We start from the raw sequence: 19,281 nt of genomic DNA, 5'->3' as shown, positions 1-19,281 counted from the left end.
GAATGTCGATGAAATCTCTGAACACTGAGCAGCGGCGGCCATTGGTCGCCGCTGCGTTGAACCAGGTGCGGTCGACGTTTCTAACTGTAGCTGTCGTGAGCGCGGTAACCAACGTGCTGATGCTGACCGGTCCCTTGTTCATGATGCAAGTCTATGACCGGGTGCTTGCGAGCCGAAGCGTGCCCACGCTCGTTGCGCTGTCGCTGCTGGCAGTGGGTCTCTACCTGTTCCTCGGCATTCTAGAACTTCTGCGATCCCGGATCCTGACGCGCGTTGGGCAGCGGATTGAGGAGGATCTCGGCGATGCCACCTTCCGCTCGGTGATGGTGCTGCCGCTTAGGATGTCGCGCAAGGAAGCTGTATCGCAGCCGATCCGCGATCTCGAACAGATCCGGCAATTCATGGGCGGACCAGGGCCAGTCGCGATTTGCGACATGCCCTGGTTGCCGCTCTACGTCGGCATCCTTTTCCTCTTCCATCCTCTGCTGGGCTGGCTCGCGATTGCCGGTGCGGTGGTTCTGATTGCGCTCACGATCATCAGCGAAATCCTCTTGCGTGATCCGATGCGGCGCATTGCGCAGTTTTCAGCGGCGCGAGCAGAATTCCTTGAGGCTGGACGGCGAAACGCTGAGGCGTTGCAAGCGATGGGCATGCGAGGTGCCTATACCTCGCGCTGGCGCGAGGCGAATGCAGAGTACCTGGCCGAGCAGCAGCGCACCGGCGATGCGACCAGCAGCTTCTCAACCACGTCGAAGATCTTCCGGTTGGCCCTTCAATCGGCCGTTCTTGCACTCGGCGCCTGGCTTGCGATCAACGGGATGGCTTCTCCGGGCGCGATGATAGCAGCCTCGATCCTAACCGCACGAGCGCTGGCCCCGATCGAACAGGCAATTGGCCAGTGGCGGGGCTTCGTCAATGCAAGGCAGGCGCGGGATCGACTGTACAAGCTTCTGGAGCAGTTCCACGAGGATGGTCCCCGCATGGCACTACCGAAACCGGCGGCATCTTTCACAGTCGCGGCTCTGACTGTCGTGGCGCCAGGCGCCAATACGCCTATCATCCGGGATATCAGTTTCAGCGTCAGTGCGGGCCAGGGTGTCGGCATCATCGGGCCGAGTGGGTCTGGGAAGTCCTCGCTCGCACGGGCGCTGGTCGGTATCTGGCCGCCGGCAAGAGGCAGTGTGCGGTTGGACGGTGCTGAGCTCGACCAATGGGATCCAGAGGCGCTCGGGCCTTCCATCGGTTATCTGCCGCAGGGTGTCGAACTGTTCGACGGCACGATCGCCGAGAACATCTGCCGGTTTTCTGTGGACGCACACCCAAACCAGATCATCGAGGCGGCAAAGCTTGCCGGCGTGCATGATCTCATCCTCTCGATGCCGGAGGGCTACGACACGCGGATTGGCGCAAGTGGCGCGATCCTGTCAGCCGGCCAGCGGCAGAGGGTCGGGCTTGCGAGAGCGCTGTTTGGCAAGCCGTTCCTCATCGTGCTCGACGAGCCTAATGCGAGCCTTGACGCGGAGGGCGAGACAGCGCTGACAAATGCTATGCTGGCACTGCGGGAAGCGGGATCAATCGTCATTGTCATTGCGCATCGACCGAGCGCGCTGGCGGCGGTCGATCAGGTTCTGGTGGTGGCGCAAGGCGCGATGGTCACCTTTGGCCCTCGAGACGAGGTGCTGCGCAAGACGACCATGCGGGCGGTGGGCGAGAAATGACAGACAGACAAAGCATGACGCCGATCGCGCGTTCGATCCGCAACTATTCGCTCCTGGCCTTCGTGACCATTCTGATCCTGGTGATGGGCTTCGGTGGTTGGGCTGCAACGGTGAAGCTTTCCGGGGCCGTGATAGGTCACGGTGTCGTGGTGGTGGATGGCAATGTCAAAAAGATCCAGCACCGGACAGGCGGCATTGTCGGCGAGATCCTCGTTCGCAACGGTGCTCGAGTTGCGGTCGGTGACCTGCTGATCCGGATGGATGATACGATCACGCGTGCCAACCTTGCCATTGTCACCAAGCAGGTCGATCAACTGTCCGGCCGAAGGCTGCGGCTTGTCGCTGAGCGTGATGGGCTTGCAGCCATGGCCTTGTCTGATATGAGCGAAACGGAAGATGGTGGGAGTTATGTCCGAGCCGAGGAGGCGCTGTTTACAGCGCGTCGGGAGACGCTTCAGAGCCAGCAGAGCCAGCTGCGACAGAGGATCGACCAGATTGGGCAGGAGACTGATGGGCTCACCGTGCGGTTGAAGGCGAAGGAGCAGGAACTGTCCTGGGTCGAACAGGAGCTCGTGCGGGTCCGCAGCCTCAGCGGCCAGCAGCTCATCCAGTTCAACCGGCTGGCAGAACTGGAACGGCTGAAAGCGCAGCTAGACGGGGAGCGGGGCCAGCTGATCGCCGAGATCGCCCGGGCCGGGACGCGGGTCACAGAGACTGAATTGCAGATCCTTCAACTGGACCAGGATCGCAGGACTGAGATCGTCACGGAGCTCCGTGATGTCGACAACAAGCTTGCGGAGCTCGAGGAGCAGCAGGTCACGGCTGAGGATGAGTTGAAGCGAGTGGACATCCGTTCGCCCCAGGACGGGATCGTGCATGAGCTTGCCGTGCACACGATCGGTGGCGTGGTCGCGCCGGGCGAAACTGTGATGCAGATCGTGCCCAGCAATGACAGCCTCGTCGTAGAAGCCCGTATTCTGCCGGCCGATATCGATCAGGTTCATCCGGGGCAGAAGGCCGTCCTGCGTTTTTCTGCCTTCAACCAGCGCACGACGCCGGAGGTTTTTGCCAAGGTGGAAACGGTCGCTGCCGATCTCGTCACAAATCCGCAAACTGGCGAGGCCTGGTATTCGATCCGCATCCGAATCCCGGCCGAAGAGATGGCCAAGCTCGGAAACCTAACCTTGCTTTCAGGCATGCCAGTGGAGGTGTTCGTCAAGACAGGTGAAAGGACGGCCATGTCCTATCTGCTCAAGCCGTTGTCGGATCAGTTAGCAAGGGCGATGACTGAGGACTGAGCTTTGCGCGCTGTTCCGAGCGTGGCTTAGGTTCGATTCCGTTCACACCGACAATGGCAGCTGGCCGCAGTCACTTGGGTCCGTAAACTGGTTGTTGGTCGCCGAAGCTGCAAGTTTCATAATTGAACGATATGCCGCACCGTTGAGCTGTCTATCCCAAGTGCCTGCAGTCACAGTTAACTCGAGGGTCAAGACGAACAGGGGGCAGGTTCGATACCTATCAAGGCACTGATGAAAAAAATGACGGGGTTGTCAGTTCGACTTCGATCAACTGCAAGAACGGTTAGCGAATTCCCGGCGTAAGCCTGGAACCCGAAGCCCGCCAAAAATAGCATGTCTATTAACTGTCTGTGTTTTGAGGGGGTATGTCGGACTCTGCATCTCGTATGAGCTGATGCGGATCTGCGCCAATGGCTCGGCTTACCTTAAGAAACTCCGCCACGTCCAGGCGTCTCTCTCCTAGCTCTATTTTCGATACAAAGGTTTGGCGCGCGCCGATGCGTTCCCCCACCTCGGCTTGAGTAAGGTTTGCGGACTTGCGAGCAACTATCAACGCATCAATCAGTCGCCCGTAAACAATTGCGTGGAAGGAAGACATTCAAAGGCCAAGCTCGATTGGTGACCAAAGCACATTGAACCCTCTTTTCGAGTACCCCAAAATCGGGTATTCTTTCTGCGGGAGCCACTGATCAGCTTGTATCGAGTGGCTGATGCAACGAATGGAGCTGCGTATGGAACTCCGCCAACTCTCCTACTTCGTCGCCGTTGCTGAAGAGCTGCATTTCGGGCGTGCGGCCATGCGGGTGAACATTGCTCAGCCGGCATTGAGTACGCAGGTCCAGGCCTTGGAGAAGGGGCTTGGCGTGCCGTTGCTTGTGCGTTCGACTCGCAAGGTCGAACTGACGCGGGCAGGGGAAGTGTTCTACGATCGATGCGTGCGGATGCTGGGAGAGCTCGATCTGTCAGCGGAGATGGCGCGTGCGGCGGGGGGAAGGACGATGCGGGAGATCAGGATTGGGACGATCTATCCGGCAACGACGGGCGTGTTGCCGGCGTTTCTCGCCCGGATCGGGCGGAAGTTTCCTGATATCCGCCTGCATGTCTCCAATGGCTCGACCGCAGATATCATCCGCCAGCTGGAATGCGGCAAACTCAATCTTGGCTTCATCCGGCCTGTCGAGAACATCGGATCCTTGCGCTTCTTTTCGATTGCCCATGAGCGCTATCTGCTGGCGGTGCCGATCGGAAATCCGCTTGCATCGAGACAAGAAGTGACGATCGAGGATCTGAAAGCTGAGAAGATCATCGCATTCAAGCGGCAGAATCTTTCCTACACGGAGCGCTATTTCTCCGAGACCTTCGCGGAGCACGGGCTGAATGACAATGTCGCCTATACCTGTGACGATACCTTCTCACTGATCTCACTCGTCTCCTCAGGCCTCGGTGTCGGCTTTGCCCCGGAATGGACGGGGGATCTGCCGGGCAGGGACGTCGTTTTGAAGAAGGTGACGGGTATCGATCTGAAGATCGGGCTCGGTGTCGCCTGGAGCAAGGATGATCCGACGGCTGCACGCGATGACATCATTGACATCGCGAGGTCTCTGGGGCGGCCGGGCAGGTGAGGGCGGCGAGGTTTGCGACTGTGGTCAGCAAGCTCAGTGCCCCTTCATGCGGAACGCCATGGCCGGGGGAAGTCGGTCCCGCCTGACCCTTCGGGTCGCTCCGCTCAGGCTCCTGCGGCTTCCCTTCTTCGGGCCCTGACGTGACGAGAATTCCCGCTTTCGCGCCCTGCGGTCGCCGCGATGCTGAAAGCTCCGATATTCTTCATTGTCCGGCCCGGATCTCGCGTGCGCGGCTTTGATCCGGGCGGGTTTTGGGCGGCTGTTTCGATAGGTACGTTGATTGCTGCTCAAGACGGATCGAATAGCGTTTAAAACTCCGGGTCCGCATAGTAGCCGATCTTCCGCGCCAACGCCGGCCTCTGCCCTTGGGCGCACAGGATCATGGCCTCAGCCGGCAGTCGCATGATCTCATCGGGCGTGATCAGGTCACGGGCAATGTAAACTTCGGCCCGAGGCCAGGCGCCGATACGAGGCTCTAATCGAATAGGTCAAAATTGCCACGACGACCCAAATGCGGAGATATGAGAACAGGACGAGAAAGCCGATCAGCAGATATGTTCGGACCGTTCCGAGCTTCCCGTCATCAAGAAGGCCACCCAGCACCAGTGCAAGTTTGGATTGAATAAACGTGATGCTCACCAGGAATACCCCCAGGTAAATCCCGGAGAAGAACAGGGAATGTCGGTGGATTCTTACCTGTCTGAGTACGCCTGTGAACCTCACCAGATTTCCAGTCCCTTTCTCAAGGACAAAGATGAAGGTGATTACCGCGATGAAAGCGATCCACACCTGCAGCACTCCCTGACGCCACGGAAACGCCAGCCCATCAAAACCGACCCACAAGGTTGCAGCCGCATATCTGTCTACCCCTGTAGTGACGGCCAACACGACCGCGCCGAGAAAGACAGTGAGCAACCTCCAGATCACCTGCCAAGCAAAGCGTGCCCGTTGCCTCATGGTGAGCCGATCCAACGACGTCCAGCCACCTGACAGCTTGATCATTCTTTCGCAGGTGGCCAGAAAGGCTATGAAGACACATAGTTGGACCGAGACGAACATCAAAAGCACAAGTGCGTTTGGGGCGGTCTTCATATACAACCGCAGGACAGTCGCTAGGAGAAGCCATGGCAGTGCCTGCAGAACAAGATAAGGAGCGAACTGAGCGACAGGCCCTTTCGCTGAGACGGCTCTTGATGCGAGAATCTCGTGAAACATCGCGGTTTGGTAGCGGAAATCCTTGAAGGACAGCTGAACTCAATCCTTCAAATTGAAGGTATTCGAGCTCGGGGCGGTTCTGCATCTAGGTCCCGATAAGCCTCTCAAAAGTCTGGTGGTCATGTTTCGATTTATTCATTCCAGCGATCTTCATCTTGGAAAGCGTTTCGGCAACTTCGAGGGTGATTTGCCCAGCCGTTTGCGGGATGCAAGACACCACGCGATCGCCCGGCTGGCTGCACACGCGCGCGAGCAAAACGCGACAACGGTGCTTCTCGCAGGAGACACCTTCGATACCGAGACGCCTGCCTCGCACGTGCGACGCCAAGCCTTTGCCGAGATGGCGCACGATCCCGCGATCAGGTGGGTCATCTTGCCGGGAAATCACGACTCCCTGCAGGCCTCCCAGCTCTGGACCACGTTAAGGGCAGAAGCACCCGAAAACGTTGTGCTCGCGGTGGAGCCTCAGCCGGTCGAGGCGAGCGGTGTCGTCCTGTTGCCCGCACCGTGCACCACCCGTCGCCCTGGCCGAGACCTGACGGAATGGATGGATGGCCAAGCGACACCCGATGGGACGCTGCGGATTGGACTGGCTCATGGAGCCATTCGCAGTTTTTCAGAAGAGGGTGCCGTGTCCGAGGTCATCGCGCCGGACCGGGCAAGACGTGCAGGGCTCGACTATCTCGCGCTCGGCGATTGGCACGGCATGGTCAGTGTAGACCAGCGAACCCATTATTGTGGGACGCCAGAGCCTGACCGTTTCAAGCACGACGCGCCGGGTACGGCCCTTTTGGTCACGATTGCCGGCCCGTCGAGCATCCCGGACATTGAGGCGTTGCCCACCGCGACCTTCGCTTGGCGTAGCCTCGATCTTCATCTGCTCGAAAGCGACGCTCCAGAGTCTGCACTCAATTCCCTGCTCCCGGCTTTGCGGGAACGCAGAAACTCGCTGATCCGGGTGGTGGCATCAGGGTACACTCGCCTCGCAGGGCGTGCTGAGCTCGTCGCCGCGGTTGAAAGGGCAGCTCCGGATTTCGCTTTTCTGGAGCTGGCTCACGATGGATTAGCCACGGAATGCGAGCTCGAAGACCTTGACCAGATCGATCGCGGCGGCGCGCTGCGTGAAGCTGCCAATGCGCTGCTTGCCGAGTCTACGGATGAACGTCGACCCTTGTCTGAGCGCGAGATCGCGCGGGCGGCCTTGATGCGCCTCTACGCCTATACTCACGCGATTACGGCATGAAGATCTCGGCCCTACGTCTCTTCAACGTCAAACGGTTCGCCGGCCGCGGTGTTGCCATCGAAGGCATCGGAGATGGCGTGAACGTGCTTTGCGCCGCCAACGAGTACGGCAAATCGACGAGCTTTGAAGCCCTTCATGCACTTTTCTTCCAACCTCATTCGGGCACCCCGAGTGATGTTCAGAGATTACGCCCCTATAGTGGTGGAAACCCGTTGGTCGAGGCCGATATCACGACCGGCGAGGGCAACTTCCGAATTACCAAGCAGTACTATGGTGGTCGGTCAGCCCGAGTGCTCGATCTTGGCTCCGGTCAGCTCGTCGCTCAAGCGGATGAGGCAGAAAACTTTATCAGCAGCCTGATCAGGGGAGGGACCTCTGGACCTGCAGGCCTCCTCTGGGTACGCCAAGGCATCACGGGCATTGAAAAGCGAAGCCGGACCGAGGAGGAGGGGGAGAAACAGGTACGCCAGAGCCTCCTCGAATCCGTCCAAGGCGAAGTGGAGGCAGTCACTGGTGGGCGTCGGATGGCCGAGATTATGGCGGCCGTGAAAGAGGCCCTGTCAGACATGGTCACGGGGACCGGCAGGCCGAAGGCTGGCGGTCGCTACGCGGCTGCGATCGAGGAACGTGATAGGCTCGCCGCGGATGAGGCGCGGCTGGCAGCCGAGGTAACTCGATTGCGCCAAGCGCTAGACCAACGTGCGAACGCAGCAGCGAAGCTCGTCGAACTCGACAGTCCTCCAGAAAGAGAACAGCGCAGGGCGGCCATTCAGACAGCCCAGATCAGGTTCGATGCCGCCAAGGCGCAGGACGAAAAGCTGAAGACGGCAGAAGCGGAACTGAAGCTTGTTCGCGAACGGCGAAACGCAGCAGAGCGGGAGTTTAAGGCGTTTACCAGCGCTCGGGAGAGGGCAGCCCTTCTGCAAGGCGATATTTCTTCTGCAGAGATCAATCGGGCTGAAGCAATCAAGCGGCGCCGGAAGGCGTCCGACGCAATCGAAAAGGCACGTGAGAACGTGGACCTCGCGGAGGCTGAGGAGCAGGAGCTCCGCGAGCGGCTAACCCACTTCGAGGCGGCAACAAAGGCACGCGAGGCGCACAAACGCCTGGCTGACTTGAAGCAGCGATTGGCCGAGGCGGAGAAGCTACGTCAGAGCATTGAAGAGGGTGAGGCTCAACTCGCACTTCTGCAAATCCCGACAAAGTCCATCGAGGAACTGCAAGCATGCGAAGTCGAAATCGCCAAGCTGCGTGCCATCGATGAGGCCGCTCGCCCGTCAGTCTCGATCCACTACGAAGCCGATACAGCCGGAACGGTGACCCTCGACGGCCAGCCCTTGGTAGATGGCGAAGACCGGACCTACGACGGACATGCTCGGCTTGAAGTCGCAGGAATTGGGACAATTACCTTGCGTTCGAACCGCCCCGGTCGGAGCGACAACCAACTGGTGCAGGCAGAAGCGGCAAGAACCGCCCTTCTTGCGTCAATGGGCGTCGATAGACTCTCTGCAGCGCGAGACAGGCAGGCAAGGGCACAACTGGCCGATTCTGACTTGCGGGGATTGAAAGACCGGCTGTCCTTCATTGCTCCAGAGGGCCTGGCGAAACTCAGAGAGGAAGTCGAAGCAGGTAACACGACCGGCCTTGAGGGTCTCGACCTGGATGAGGATCCGGCGCTGCTTCGCACCGCGCTGGCACAAGCCGAAGAACGCCGCAAGCAGGCGCGTCTCGCCCTCCGTGAGGTAGAGCCAAACCAGTCTCGTGCCGATGACGCCTTCGTCGCCGCGGAGACGAGATTGGCGTCTCTGACTTCCGATCAGGCACAGTTGGCTGTGATCCTCGGGCCGGAAGAAGCGCGTGCAGAGCGCGAGCACACATTATCTGCCAAGCTAAGCGATCTGGATAAATCGCTTTTTGAGGCGGAGGCCTATGTCCTCAAACTGGGTGAAGATGCCGGTGATCTCGCGTCTATAGAAGCGGCGCTGACCCGTGCTCGCTCGATCGAAGCTGCGGTCGACAAGGAGATCAATACACTACGGGAGACCATGGCCGGCCTGAACGCAGAGATCCGGGCACAATCCGACGAAGCCGTAGAAGAGAAGTGGCGGGAGACCTCGGAGGCACTCACTGCGGCGATTGCGCGGGTGGCGGCATTCGAGAAGGAGGTGGCTGTCCTCCAGCGTGTGACCACTGCCTTGGAAAATGCCAGGTCTGAGGCTCGAGAACTCTACCTCAAACCTGTCATGGCTGAGCTCGGGCCGCTGCTGAGACTGCTCTTCGACGATGTTTCGATCACCTTCGATGACAAGACGCTTCTACCCCAGACCATCCTGCGCAATGGGCAGGAAGAGGATGTCGACCGCCTGAGCGGCGGAATGCGGGAGCAGTTGTCAGTGCTGACGCGGCTGGCGTTTGCGCGGCTCCTCGCGCGTGACGGCCGGCCGGCCCCCGTCATCCTCGATGATGCGCTGGTCTATTCGGACGACGACCGCATCGAAAGGATGTTCGACGCACTCCACAGGCAGTCTCGAGATCAGCAGATTATCGTGTTCTCCTGCCGTCAGCGGGCGTTTCAGAAGCTAGGAGGAAATGTGCTGCAGATGAAGGATTGGCAGCCGTAGATGTTCCAATCTGCGGCGCTCGTCTCCATAAAGGCCAGGTAGTCAGTCGCGCTTTCCGCATGAAGCTGCCACGCCATGCGCGGCTGAAAGCCTATCTTGCAGACGGCGGACAAACCTTGTGCCGTTGGAGCAGCATGCGTATAGGTTTAGGTTTGCAGCGGAACACCTATAGGTGGCGCCAAAATGTGGACCGTGATGAATTCCGATCATCTCATAGGACATCGCGGATGCTGAAATATCTGTTGATGTTCGTGGCCATGCTGGGCGGCCTTATCAATTTGTTCCTCGCTTGGTTGCTGCTTCCTGCTTTAGCCGTAGGCCTTTGGCAAACAGATTGGGATCCTCGTCGTCTGAGCGCCGAGCAGAAGATCTTCGAGATGGGGCATCGCCTGCCAGCGCTGTGGGCCACCCGCCATCCAATCGATCGCGGACGCTACGCGCTTGCGTTTTACAGGTTTCAGTCAGCTGATGATTGCTTATGGACGGACAGCTCGGGAGTGCGCCGGTTGCAATTCCACCGTGTTCGCAATGAGCGTGATATGGAGGTTTGCCTGCATCTCATTCTGTCTGGCGCGAAACCGCATCATGAGAAGAATCCGCATAGCCTCAATCTCATGAAAATTCTGGAAAGCGATGGCTTTCGGTGTCGGTATCACGACTACTCTATGTATACCCGGCAGCAACATGCGGTTGGATGCAGTAGAGAGTTTTTTGCTTTCATAGATGTCTTGCGCTCGTTCCCGGCCGTTTCTGATTGGACCGGAGGGTACGTGCTTGCAAACACTCTACTTGCCTGGATTCCTTCGGTGGGCGGGCACCAGTTCAGCGTGACTTGGAGGTTCGAGGGCGAAGAAAAGGTGCCAAGGCGGACTAGCGTACGCTTCGGCAGGTTTTCAAAGTAAGCTTGTGGTCAGGAGGCATCTGTTGCAGCTCATGGAAGTCCATATCTGGCAGCGTGCCGAGCCCAGATCTGGCGGGAGGTGACGTAACACATGACGTGCGGTCACGTCCGGCAGTTCCATTTGCCATAGAGCGAAATCCTGATGAACGAAGAAGCTGCAACGATGGAGGCAGACCTGCGAAAGAGTACGAGTTTGAGGCGCGGGGCGATGCTCGCGCATACGGCGCTTTGGATAGCGGTGGTGGCTTGGTCTTACGCGACGGCAGGACACTATATGCTTACGAGCTGTCTCCAGGTGATTATGATTTATAACCCCCCGCTAACGCTCCTTTGGCTTGCCGTGGGTTTCGTTAGTATCGCGATCTTGCTGACATCGATCATCCGGCCTCAACTCCGAGCCAGCAAATTGTTCTGGGCCGCATGCCACGGCATATTGTTCGCGATTGGACTGCAAGCGGTTCCATTCGCATCTTACGCAGCGGTCGGTCAGCCAAGCTGCCTTTGATGCCCAGGAAAAATCTCATGTGAACGGCGCGGTGGCGTTAGAAATCAGAAGCAAAAACAATTGAGATGCGGCTGTTACCAACGCGTCGCTAGTTCGAATCCGTTCAAAGCGAAAGCCGTTGCTTTGGCCTATGCGACCGCCTCAGCAATTCATCTCTGATCGCCGAAAAGCTGCAATGCTCCGCCCATTTGGCCCAGCTGTTCCGTGCTTGGAGCTCAGTCTTTGGCCACCTGCATTAGGTGCCGACCTCTCGGTGATACGCCATCGTTATTCTGAAAAATCAAAAACCGACCCAGTTTCCTTCTGTGACTGCCGCGTAGGTGCAGCACCGATTCCAAGGACTTCGCTAAGGTTGTCACGCGCCGCGTGGTCAAGTCCGAGTCGAGCCACTCCGGCTGCAATCCGCTCGGCCGGGGCTTCCTTTGCAAGAAAGGCTTGCTGCAGATCGCTTTGTCCGGCGAGAACCGACTGATCAGTATCAGCTGCGACCAGGTCCAGGGCGCCGCATTGGACAAGCCGCGCGAACGACGGCTCGCGATTAAAGGCGCTGTAGCACTCTTCGATTGCCTCGATCGCACCTGAAATGCCGGTCTCGATATATACCTTCCTAAAGCGCTCTTGGCCGCTCGCGATCAGACCGTCAATGTCGTCGGTTGCTACCGGAACCATCGCCGCGGCGGTCGTCGTCGTTGTGGATGGCGGTAGGGATGCGGGCCTTGCCGCCAAGGCGGAACCAGTCTCGATACTGGTGGTGGTGGCTGCGACGGCGGGCTGCTGGTCCATGTTCCTGCAGGCGCGGTCAGCGAGGTCGCGAGCCTGCTGGTTGGTCTTGACCCGGCCGAGCCGGCTGCCGGTCGCAAGCTCGGTCACGACCAGCAGTTCGCCGAGCGGCGTGTAGGCGCGGATGATGGCGGCACAGGGAGCGCCATCGCCGACCCGTTGGCGCCATTCGTGTTTTGCGCCATACGGTTGTCGGGCGTTGGGGCTAACCTCCAGCATGTCGTCGAGCCCCATCCGTGCCTTGCCGCCCATTGGCAGATAGAACACGCCGAACAGGCCATCAACATATTGAAGCACGGCACGGACATTGCCCGGTCCCGTGCATTCGCGGATGAAGCCATCGTCGCCTTCCTCCGTCACCGGACAATTGCGGGTTTCGGAATAGGTCGAACGGAACTCGACGGCATTGGCGGTGGGGGCGGCGGGCGCGAGACCAAGGCCGGCAATGAGCCCGAGGGCGGACAGTCTGGAAGCAGTCATGGAGGGGATCCGCGATGGAGGAAGGGGGAGCGGCGGGCCTGTTTCGCCCACCGCCGTGTTTGCGCATTACCGGCCGGGCCGGCAGGCCGAAGAGCCGGTGAAGCAGGCCGAGACCATCTCGACTGGCATGTCCTCCTTGTCCAGCCGCTCAAGCGTCGAAGGATCCTCGACGGCCAGCGTCCAGTCGGCGCCGTCCTCTGCCTCGTCCTTGACAAGCACGAATCGCCACGGGGCATCGTCGCGGGGAAAATTCACGGTCATCGCGTGGGTCTTCCACATCAGGATGCCGCTGGAGGAGAAGCTGACGGCGATCTCGCGGGTGGCGCCGCCGCAGACCAGGTCCTTCAGCGGGGCCTTCGACATGCCGTCGGTATCGGTTACCGCCACGGTGGTTTCGAGGAAGTCGGCGGAAACACCGGAATTGGCCAGCGCAGTGGTGCAGCGCAGTTCGTCTTGCTTCTTGGCCAGCTTCACGGTCTCGTCCTGGCAGGCGCCGTAGGCGGCGGTGCGTGCACTGCCGTTCAGGCTTGCCGGCAGGCTGTCGCAGAGTTCGCGCGCCGCCTTGGCTGCATCGCTGTCCGGCTCCGCGGAGGCAAAGGCAGCCTCGATCTTCGCCAGCGCGGCAACGCTCTGCTTTTCCTCCAGCGTCGCCTGCGCCGTCTCGCATTTTTCGTGTACGGAGCCCTTGGCCACGTCATCGAGATTGCGCAGGTAGGAAAGCTGGTTGCAGAGATCGCTGACCTGCGTCGCCGTCTCCGGCTGGTCGATTGTGTAGGCTGCGACCTTGCCGTCGAGTTCCCTCATGGCGACAGAGAGGATTTCCGCGCGGCGGGCATCGAGCGGCGCGCCGAAGAAGCGTTCCGCTAGGTCGGAAGGCATGTAGCCCCGCCGGAATTTCTCGGAATCGGGCTGAAGATTGTTGGTGTCCACCAGCGTGTCCATCGTTGCCGGTAGCGCCCGCAGGCGCGCCTGTTCCTCGCGCATGGTCTGGATCAGCTGCTGGCGCTGCTGGATGTCGCCCCAAGTGTTGACCAGCGATTCCGTGTAGCTCCTGTGCATGACGCTGCAGCCCGGAGCATCCTCCAGGAACCTTTCGGCAAGGTCACGGCTCCAGTAATCGAGCGGCACGGCCATGGCGATCTGCACCTTGTCCATGTCCTGATAGTGGAACGCGTAGTTGATGTTGGCATAGCGCTGGCACATCAAGGCTGCATCGCTGGTGCCAAGGATGGCTGCCGGATCAATGCCGGCATCCGCCAGCCGGTCGGCCGTTGTCTGCAGCATCCTGAGGATATCCTCATGGCCGCCCTGGGCAGCCGATGCGCGCATCGTGCTGGAAAGGGCCGCATCCACGCGGGCCTTCAGCGCCTGGCGCTCGGCCTCGGTGGTGATCGGCAGTGCGGCGATCTCGCTGGTCATCGTTTCGCGATAGCGCTTCCAGAATTCGGCCAGCGACGTCTGGTAACGTTGCGAATAGCTGTTCTGGTCCAGTTCCGGCAGGGCATGCACGATCGGCGGGAAACGGGTCTCATCCGCCACCTTCGCCGCCGCGTCCTCGTCAGCGGCGGGTGCATCCAGCAGCGTGAACAGCTGGTCGAAACGGTCGCGCGGGCTGTCCGAGCGGCTGACGGCAAAGATCGAGCAATCCTGCTGGGGCGCACCCCTCATCCAGGACGCGCGGATCGTGTCGCCATCGGCCGCCACGTCGAGGCGCGGATTGCCATTGGCATCACGAAGCTCCATGCCCTTGGCCGACTTGTGCTCGGTCAGGTCGAGCCAGCTCACCTGGCTGGAGCCGCGCTGCTGGAAGTAGACGGTCAAGGCGATCTCGCCGGCGGCATCCTTGCGGATGTTCCAGTTCGTCGTGTATTCGTCCTCGCCGCAGTTGAAACCGCCGGAATAGTGGATCTTCTGCGCCTGCTGGGCGCTGGCGGTAACAGCGCTCAGAGCCGTGCCGATGAGCGCGCCGGAGGCCAGCGCCGTCGTGAAGAGATATCGCATCTTATGTCTTTCTGGATTGAAGTCTGCAGCCGTGGAAGGGGCCGCCCTCGGGCGGCCATAGGTCGGCGGTAGGGCCAGCAGTGGCGTCAGCGGGCTGAGGCTACCCATCCGTCGCGGGCATTGAGCATGCGCACCGGCGCGGTCATGGTCTTGCCCTTCTTGCCGAACATGCCGCCCTTGAGCGTGTAGCTCACATCGCAGAGATAGGCGTTGTCGCCGCTCTCGCTGCAGCCGATCTTCTCGAGGTCGGAAACCTGCATCGACATCAGGTCATCCATCGGGTTGGCAGTGCCGGAGGGCAATCCCGCCGCAAGCCCTGCCGTCAGCCCCTTCACCTGCTGCATTTCTGCCTGGATCGAGGCATTCATCGCCTTGCTGATGTCGCTCGCCGACGGCTCGCCCGAGCAGGAGGCGAGCAGGACGGCGAGGCCGCCCAGCGTTGCAATTCGTGTCATCGAATTCATGGAAATCATGCGCATTGCCTTGTCCTGTCTGCCCATGTCTTAGAACAGCCAGGTCGAGGGGGTGGCGATGGCATCGCCGCGATGCAGGTAGACGAGGCTCTTGATGCAGCGGGCGAGATACCAGATCGAGGTGACGAAATAGGCGATCAGGCCGATCAGCACGAAGGTCAGGATGGCGCTGATGACAAGGAACAGCAGGCCCTTCCAGAACGTGCCGATCAGGTAGCTGTAGTGCGAAGCGAGCAGCGGGGAAGCCTTGCCGCGGTCGATATAGCTCAGGATCACGCCGGCGGGCGCGCAGACCAGCATGAGAAAACCGGCCACATAGCCCAGGGTCTTGTTCTCTTGCGTTTCAACGATCTGTTGTGTGACGTCGGTCATTTCGGCAACTCCGTTTTCGTTTAATCATTTGGGCTAGAAAATGGGGCCGCTTCTCATGATGCGGGGTATGGCCGGAGTGGCCTGTCCCAAGTGGCGCCATCCGGGCGGATGGCCACGGCAATCATCGCCGCTGTCGATTGCCACATTTTCACCAAAATCTTAAACAGGGCAAAAATGCCGACGGTAGAATTACCCTCTGCTGATGTCGCGGGTTAACTGCGACCTCTTATGTTGAAGAAATCGTTAGCGGATGCGCGCGTGTCCTCTGCGTGCTCTAGGCGCTGAAAAACCTTTGAGATTCAGTCATGCGGACAATGGTTTGCTAACAAATATACAGTGTATATGCGTCTGCAAATAATGACAGTTTCCGGATCGAATGACTTCTTTCAATACCTTTTGCCATGAGTTGATCGACGCTTGGCTGCAATCCGATTCCAATACGAGGTCGGAAGATCTTTACGCCGCGGTTTTAGGAAAGTTGACCATCAAGATGGCGCTTTCGGTTGTTGGCACCGTGCCCGATGATCCTTATGACTGGCAGTTTCGGCGGGTCACGGATTTTGGCTTCAAAAGCCCGCAGCTTGATCGGATGAAGCGTGAATTCCCGGATGCTCCGCTGCGCGATCTAAATCGTGGTTTCGTGGACGATGCCATCATTCCCGCTTATCTCAGTGCGCTTGAGTTGCGTCGCCCGACCATCGACATGGTGAAGGTGAAGCTCATCGGCATTCGCATCGGCTACGAGCGCCTGATCTTACCACAGAAGAGCCAAGGAAAACCCGGTTGGTGCATCAGTCTCGCCGAGGGCCGCTTCTTCATGCCGCCGGTGCAGGATGCCAAGACCGACACGACGGACGACAACGTCATCCAGCTTCTCATCGAGGGACACACCGCCAAGGAAATCGCGCAAGTGCTTCACCTCTCGCCGCGCACTATTGAGCATCGTATCGACAAGCTGAAAAACCGCTTCGACGCCCGCAACCTGGTTCATTTGGTAGCAAAGCTTGTGGCGACCCAAGTGGCGCGCAAGGGATAGGCTTCGCCCCGAGCCCTCCTTGCCTCGGAATACAACGACTCAAGCCGTTTAGGTGCATACCCGATCACATCGATATCCTGGTGAGCACAGCCGAACGGTCGGGTGGTCAGATTACCTATTGTCAGGTTGTAGCCCCAGCATCTGTTCCTGATCCTATGCCCATTCATATGATGGACGACGTTGCCAAACAGTATCAGGCGGTTAGCTTTTCAGAGCCACGGGTCGCCGGTTCAGATCCCTTCAAGGCGATTGGTCGGACGCGCCGTGTGCCTGCGTCATTCAGGAAAATCTGTCAGAACGATCTTCCCAAACAACCCGCCAGCCTCCATTCGGCGATGGGCCTCCGATGTAACCGCGAGCGGATATACCGCTCCGATGACCGGCTTAAGCACTTGTCCCATCATCGGCAGAACCTGTTCCGTGAAGCGCTGGACCATTGCTCTCTTTTCCGCCCTCGACCGTGACTTCATGACCGTTCCGATCAGCCGTAGGTGGTTATGAAGCACGACGCCGAGCGGAATGATGGCGTTGTCATCGCGCCCTAAAAGACCAACCTGGACGAGCCGCCCGCCGGGAGCAAGACTGCGAATGTTGCGGGCGAGGTAGGGCCCGCCGACAAAGTCGATGATCAGATCGACCCCACGAGATGCTGTCGCATCGACGACCTCCGCCTCGAAGTCCGACCGCTTGTAATCAAAAACAGCATCGGCTCCAAGTGACAGCACGTTGTCGATATTGCTTGCCGAAGCAGTGGCCAGGACAGTGGCTCCGGCAGTCTTCGCAAGCTGGACGGCAGCCGATCCGATGCCGCCTGCTGCAGCATGAACGAGGACGGTCTCGCCTTTTGCGACGTGTCCGAGATGGGCAAGCGCCTCCCAGCCCGTGACAAAGCTTTCCATGACTGCGGCAGCCTCGATGAAGGACAAGCTCGCCGGAATGGCAACTGCCATTCCACTATCGAGGCGGGCATACTGGGCATATGCGCCCCCACCGACGATGCCCATGACACGGTCTCCGACACCAAAACCGCTAACGGTGTCTCCAATGGCCATGACTTCGCCAGCGACCTCAAGCCCGAGAATAGGGCTGTCTCCGTAGCTTTGCGAGCCATAGACGCCTTCGCGTTGAAGAAGGTCAGCGCGGTTGACACCGGCCGCCATGACCTTGATCAGAAGATCGTCTGGGCGCAATTCGGGCATGGGTGCATCGGCGAGGTGCAGAACATCCGCGCCTCCAAAGTCATCGAAGATGATCGCCTTCATTTGGATATCTCCTTACTTGGAAAGGGCCCGGCGGGCGATGCTTGCAGCAAAGAGTGGTGTCTCACGACTGTTGTGGTCGCCGCCTGCGGCCTGACGGGCTGCCGCAGCATCTTCGAACTTGATGCTGTGCTCGCTGAGGAAAGCCATGAACACATCCGTAGGATGGGCGGTAACCTTGTTGGTATAGCGGGTCCTGCCATCGTCGATCTTCTCGGCAATCAGTTCCCAGACAACATTCACCTGGGTCCGTCCGTTGGCTGTGAAGACATCGGAGATCGAGTTCATGCGGCAGTAGGCAGGCTCGGCGACCTCGGCCACATAATGCTGCACAACGAGGCCCGAGCCGATCTGCTCAACATTGATCGACATGCGACGACCGTCGTCGGTCCATGTGACGCCGGCTGCAATGTGATCAGGCGGGCAGCAGCGCAGGTATTCGGCTTCCGGCAGGGTGAAGAGCCAGTCGGCAATGTCGATCTTTTCGAACGGAACGTCGATCTCTGCGGAATAGGCGGACTGGGAGAGAATTGTATCTAGGACCTTGACCATTGGAGTGTTCCTTCTGTTTGTTGGGCGACCGCCCGTTGACGAAAAGGAAAGTGCTCCGGATGCCCGCAGATGATAACGAACTGAATGGTCGAAACGGTTTTGCGCTGTAGGCAAAGATGAGAGACCCACGGTTCGCTGAACATCTTGCTGTTTACGTCGACGTTGTCCGCACAGGGAGCTTCTCAGCTGCCTCTCGGCGCAGGGCTGTCACGCCTTCGGCTGTCGTTCGACAGATCGATGCGCTCGAACAGGACCTGGGCGTTACTCTCCTTGTTCGCTCGACACGGGCGTTGTCATTGACGGACGCGGGCCGTCACCTGTTTGAACGCGCCCAGCGCCTGCTCGACGATTTGGCCGATACCCATGCCGAGGTTGCCGCCTTCGATAGTGCGGTCAGCGGCACGCTGCGGATCGCTTGTTTCCCGACTTTCGGAAAACGCTATGTTATTCCTGTTCTCGCATCGCTAGCCCATCAACACCCGGGCCTGCATGTCGAGCTGGATCTTACCGAGCGGCTGGCTGATCCCGTGGCCGAACGGCTCGACCTGGTGGTGAGGATGGGGGAGCTTGCGGACAGCTCCCTGATTGCCACGAAGCTTGCTCCGCTTGACCGCATCCTCGTTGCAAGCCGTGGCTATGTCGAACAGCATGGCGAGCCGGGAGACGAGAATGCGCTCCGCCATCATCGCCTTCTCGACAAGCTCCATGGCAATGATCTGCTCGGATGGTCTGATGTTTTCGGAAGCCCCGCCGGCGAAGCCTGCAAACAGGTGGCTTTCCGGTCCGATGATTTCGAAGCGTTAAACAGCGCTGCGATCTCCGGAATGGGAGTGGCCTTTTTGCCAAGCTGGGTTTCGGGACCCTCCACGCAGGCAGGTGATCTCATCCGGCTGAAGCTCCGCGGCGAGCGATGGAACGAGCGATCGTCAGGCATCTATCTCCTGCGTGCTCTCCAGGTGCCGTCCGCCAAGGTCAGGGCGTTTACGGAAGCACTCAAGGCCCATATTGGCGCACCGCCGCGGTGGGTTGATGTGGGAATAGCAACGGTCGACAAATCAAATGCTTAGGAAGTCAGTACTCCCACAACTTGTCGAGTGACGGTTCGATTCTCTTCAAGAGCGTTGGAGGCAACGCAGTTGTTGCAGGTCACGTTCAACGGCAGGGAGTGCATTGTCTGGCTCAAACGGATCCTTCGCCCGCTGCGC

At 59.4% G+C, this 19,281-nt stretch carries 17 protein-coding genes; 8 read left to right on the top strand and 9 right to left on the bottom strand.

The window, feature by feature from the left end:
* Positions 1-2 precede the first annotated feature (2 nt).
* Together E9677_RS18465 and E9677_RS18460 are read left to right on the top strand one after the other, a co-directional pair.
* Complete coding sequence (locus tag E9677_RS18465) at positions 3-1,718, top strand: type I secretion system permease/ATPase (protein WP_328591177.1); 1,716 nt, start codon at positions 3-5, stop codon at positions 1,716-1,718.
* A complete protein-coding gene (locus E9677_RS18460; protein WP_136559496.1) occupies positions 1,715-3,016 on the top strand; it encodes an HlyD family type I secretion periplasmic adaptor subunit in 1,302 nt (433 codons plus the stop codon). The genes E9677_RS18465 and E9677_RS18460 overlap by 4 nt, the downstream gene beginning before the upstream one ends.
* 340 nt (positions 3,017-3,356) lie before the next feature.
* Here the strand turns inward: E9677_RS18460 and E9677_RS18455 are convergent, their stop codons facing one another.
* Positions 3,357-3,614, bottom strand: coding sequence for a helix-turn-helix domain-containing protein (locus E9677_RS18455; RefSeq protein ID WP_136559495.1), 258 nt, complete (start codon positions 3,612-3,614; stop codon positions 3,357-3,359).
* 133 nt (positions 3,615-3,747) lie between these two features.
* On the opposite strand from E9677_RS18455, the gene E9677_RS18450 reads away from it, so the two are divergent.
* The gene (locus tag E9677_RS18450; protein WP_136559494.1) at positions 3,748-4,638 is read left to right on the top strand and encodes a LysR family transcriptional regulator; all 891 of its coding nucleotides are present in this window, start codon (positions 3,748-3,750) and stop codon (positions 4,636-4,638) included.
* Between the two features lie 308 nt (positions 4,639-4,946).
* Here the strand turns inward: E9677_RS18450 and E9677_RS25640 are convergent, their stop codons facing one another.
* Together E9677_RS25640 and E9677_RS18440 are read right to left on the bottom strand one after the other, a co-directional pair.
* On the bottom strand, positions 4,947-5,021 hold the full coding sequence (locus E9677_RS25640; protein ID WP_235883036.1) for a hypothetical protein: 75 nt from the start codon (positions 5,019-5,021) through the stop codon (positions 4,947-4,949).
* Positions 5,022-5,064: 43 nt separating this feature from the next.
* Entirely contained in the window at positions 5,065-5,640 is a 576-nt protein-coding gene (locus E9677_RS18440) for a hypothetical protein (RefSeq protein ID WP_136559493.1), read from the bottom strand.
* 334 nt (positions 5,641-5,974) lie between these two features.
* On the opposite strand from E9677_RS18440, the gene E9677_RS18435 reads away from it, so the two are divergent.
* The 3 genes from E9677_RS18435 to E9677_RS18425 all read left to right on the top strand — a co-directional run bounded on the left by E9677_RS18435 (position 5,975) and on the right by E9677_RS18425 (position 10,619).
* Entirely contained in the window at positions 5,975-7,096 is a 1,122-nt protein-coding gene (locus E9677_RS18435) for a metallophosphoesterase family protein (RefSeq protein WP_136559640.1), read from the top strand.
* Positions 7,093-9,717, top strand: coding sequence for an AAA family ATPase (locus tag E9677_RS18430; protein WP_136559492.1), 2,625 nt, complete (start codon positions 7,093-7,095; stop codon positions 9,715-9,717). The genes E9677_RS18435 and E9677_RS18430 overlap by 4 nt, the downstream gene beginning before the upstream one ends.
* Before the next feature lie 227 nt (positions 9,718-9,944).
* Positions 9,945-10,619 (top strand): hypothetical protein, encoded by a 675-nt coding sequence (locus tag E9677_RS18425; RefSeq protein WP_136559491.1) that lies wholly within the window; start codon positions 9,945-9,947, stop codon positions 10,617-10,619.
* 771 nt (positions 10,620-11,390) lie between these two features.
* Here E9677_RS18425 and E9677_RS18420 read toward each other — a convergent pair.
* From E9677_RS18420 to E9677_RS18405, 4 genes are all read right to left on the bottom strand, one after another.
* Complete coding sequence (locus E9677_RS18420; RefSeq protein ID WP_136559490.1) at positions 11,391-12,383, bottom strand: hypothetical protein; 993 nt, start codon at positions 12,381-12,383, stop codon at positions 11,391-11,393.
* A 66-nt stretch (positions 12,384-12,449) separates the two neighbouring features.
* The gene (locus E9677_RS18415) at positions 12,450-14,384 is read right to left on the bottom strand and encodes a hypothetical protein (protein WP_136559489.1); all 1,935 of its coding nucleotides are present in this window, start codon (positions 14,382-14,384) and stop codon (positions 12,450-12,452) included.
* 86 nt (positions 14,385-14,470) lie between these two features.
* A complete protein-coding gene (locus E9677_RS18410; protein WP_136559488.1) occupies positions 14,471-14,863 on the bottom strand; it encodes a hypothetical protein in 393 nt (130 codons plus the stop codon).
* 24 nt (positions 14,864-14,887) lie between these two features.
* A complete protein-coding gene (locus E9677_RS18405) occupies positions 14,888-15,229 on the bottom strand; it encodes a DUF4870 family protein (protein WP_136559487.1) in 342 nt (113 codons plus the stop codon).
* A 376-nt stretch (positions 15,230-15,605) separates the two neighbouring features.
* Here E9677_RS18405 and E9677_RS18400 point away from each other — a divergent pair, with 376 nt between their 5' ends.
* Entirely contained in the window at positions 15,606-16,265 is a 660-nt protein-coding gene (locus tag E9677_RS18400) for a helix-turn-helix domain-containing protein (protein WP_136559486.1), read from the top strand.
* A gap of 275 nt (positions 16,266-16,540) precedes the next feature.
* On the opposite strand, the gene E9677_RS18395 is transcribed toward E9677_RS18400, so the two are convergent.
* Both E9677_RS18395 and E9677_RS18390 read right to left on the bottom strand, forming a co-directional pair.
* Positions 16,541-17,527: an NAD(P)H-quinone oxidoreductase gene (locus E9677_RS18395; protein WP_136559485.1), complete on the bottom strand. Its 987-nt coding sequence runs from the start codon at positions 17,525-17,527 to the stop codon at positions 16,541-16,543.
* A 12-nt stretch (positions 17,528-17,539) separates the two neighbouring features.
* A complete protein-coding gene (locus E9677_RS18390; protein WP_136559484.1) occupies positions 17,540-18,076 on the bottom strand; it encodes a hypothetical protein in 537 nt (178 codons plus the stop codon).
* A 116-nt stretch (positions 18,077-18,192) separates the two neighbouring features.
* Between E9677_RS18390 and E9677_RS18385 the strand changes: the two genes are divergently transcribed.
* Complete coding sequence (locus tag E9677_RS18385; RefSeq protein ID WP_136559483.1) at positions 18,193-19,143, top strand: LysR family transcriptional regulator; 951 nt, start codon at positions 18,193-18,195, stop codon at positions 19,141-19,143.
* The last annotated feature ends 138 nt before the right edge of the window (positions 19,144-19,281 follow it).

It is taken from the genome of Peteryoungia rhizophila (assembly GCF_004912145.1).
Lineage (GTDB): Bacteria > Pseudomonadota > Alphaproteobacteria > Rhizobiales > Rhizobiaceae > Allorhizobium > Allorhizobium rhizophilum.
This window is presented reverse-complemented; position numbering and strand designations above follow the sequence as displayed.

What these genes read in the sequence shown, in the direction of transcription:
- E9677_RS18415 (WP_136559489.1), bottom strand. Translation starts at nt 14,384, where the DNA reads ATGCGATATCTCTTCACGACGGCGCTGGCCTCCGGCGCGCTCATCGGC.
- E9677_RS18460 (WP_136559496.1), top strand. Translation starts at nt 1,715, where the DNA reads ATGACAGACAGACAAAGCATGACGCCGATCGCGCGTTCGATCCGCAAC.
- E9677_RS18385 (WP_136559483.1), top strand. Translation starts at nt 18,193, where the DNA reads ATGAGAGACCCACGGTTCGCTGAACATCTTGCTGTTTACGTCGACGTT.
- E9677_RS18430 (WP_136559492.1), top strand. Translation starts at nt 7,093, where the DNA reads ATGAAGATCTCGGCCCTACGTCTCTTCAACGTCAAACGGTTCGCCGGC.
- E9677_RS18395 (WP_136559485.1), bottom strand. Translation starts at nt 17,527, where the DNA reads ATGAAGGCGATCATCTTCGATGACTTTGGAGGCGCGGATGTTCTGCAC.
- E9677_RS18405 (WP_136559487.1), bottom strand. Translation starts at nt 15,229, where the DNA reads ATGACCGACGTCACACAACAGATCGTTGAAACGCAAGAGAACAAGACC.
- E9677_RS18420 (WP_136559490.1), bottom strand. Translation starts at nt 12,383, where the DNA reads ATGACTGCTTCCAGACTGTCCGCCCTCGGGCTCATTGCCGGCCTTGGT.
- E9677_RS18390 (WP_136559484.1), bottom strand. Translation starts at nt 18,076, where the DNA reads ATGGTCAAGGTCCTAGATACAATTCTCTCCCAGTCCGCCTATTCCGCA.
- E9677_RS18435 (WP_136559640.1), top strand. Translation starts at nt 5,975, where the DNA reads ATGTTTCGATTTATTCATTCCAGCGATCTTCATCTTGGAAAGCGTTTC.
- E9677_RS18410 (WP_136559488.1), bottom strand. Translation starts at nt 14,863, where the DNA reads ATGCGCATGATTTCCATGAATTCGATGACACGAATTGCAACGCTGGGC.
- E9677_RS18425 (WP_136559491.1), top strand. Translation starts at nt 9,945, where the DNA reads ATGCTGAAATATCTGTTGATGTTCGTGGCCATGCTGGGCGGCCTTATC.
- E9677_RS18455 (WP_136559495.1), bottom strand. Translation starts at nt 3,614, where the DNA reads ATGTCTTCCTTCCACGCAATTGTTTACGGGCGACTGATTGATGCGTTG.
- E9677_RS18400 (WP_136559486.1), top strand. Translation starts at nt 15,606, where the DNA reads ATGACTTCTTTCAATACCTTTTGCCATGAGTTGATCGACGCTTGGCTG.
- E9677_RS18440 (WP_136559493.1), bottom strand. Translation starts at nt 5,640, where the DNA reads ATGATCAAGCTGTCAGGTGGCTGGACGTCGTTGGATCGGCTCACCATG.
- E9677_RS18465 (WP_328591177.1), top strand. Translation starts at nt 3, where the DNA reads ATGTCGATGAAATCTCTGAACACTGAGCAGCGGCGGCCATTGGTCGCC.
- E9677_RS18450 (WP_136559494.1), top strand. Translation starts at nt 3,748, where the DNA reads ATGGAACTCCGCCAACTCTCCTACTTCGTCGCCGTTGCTGAAGAGCTG.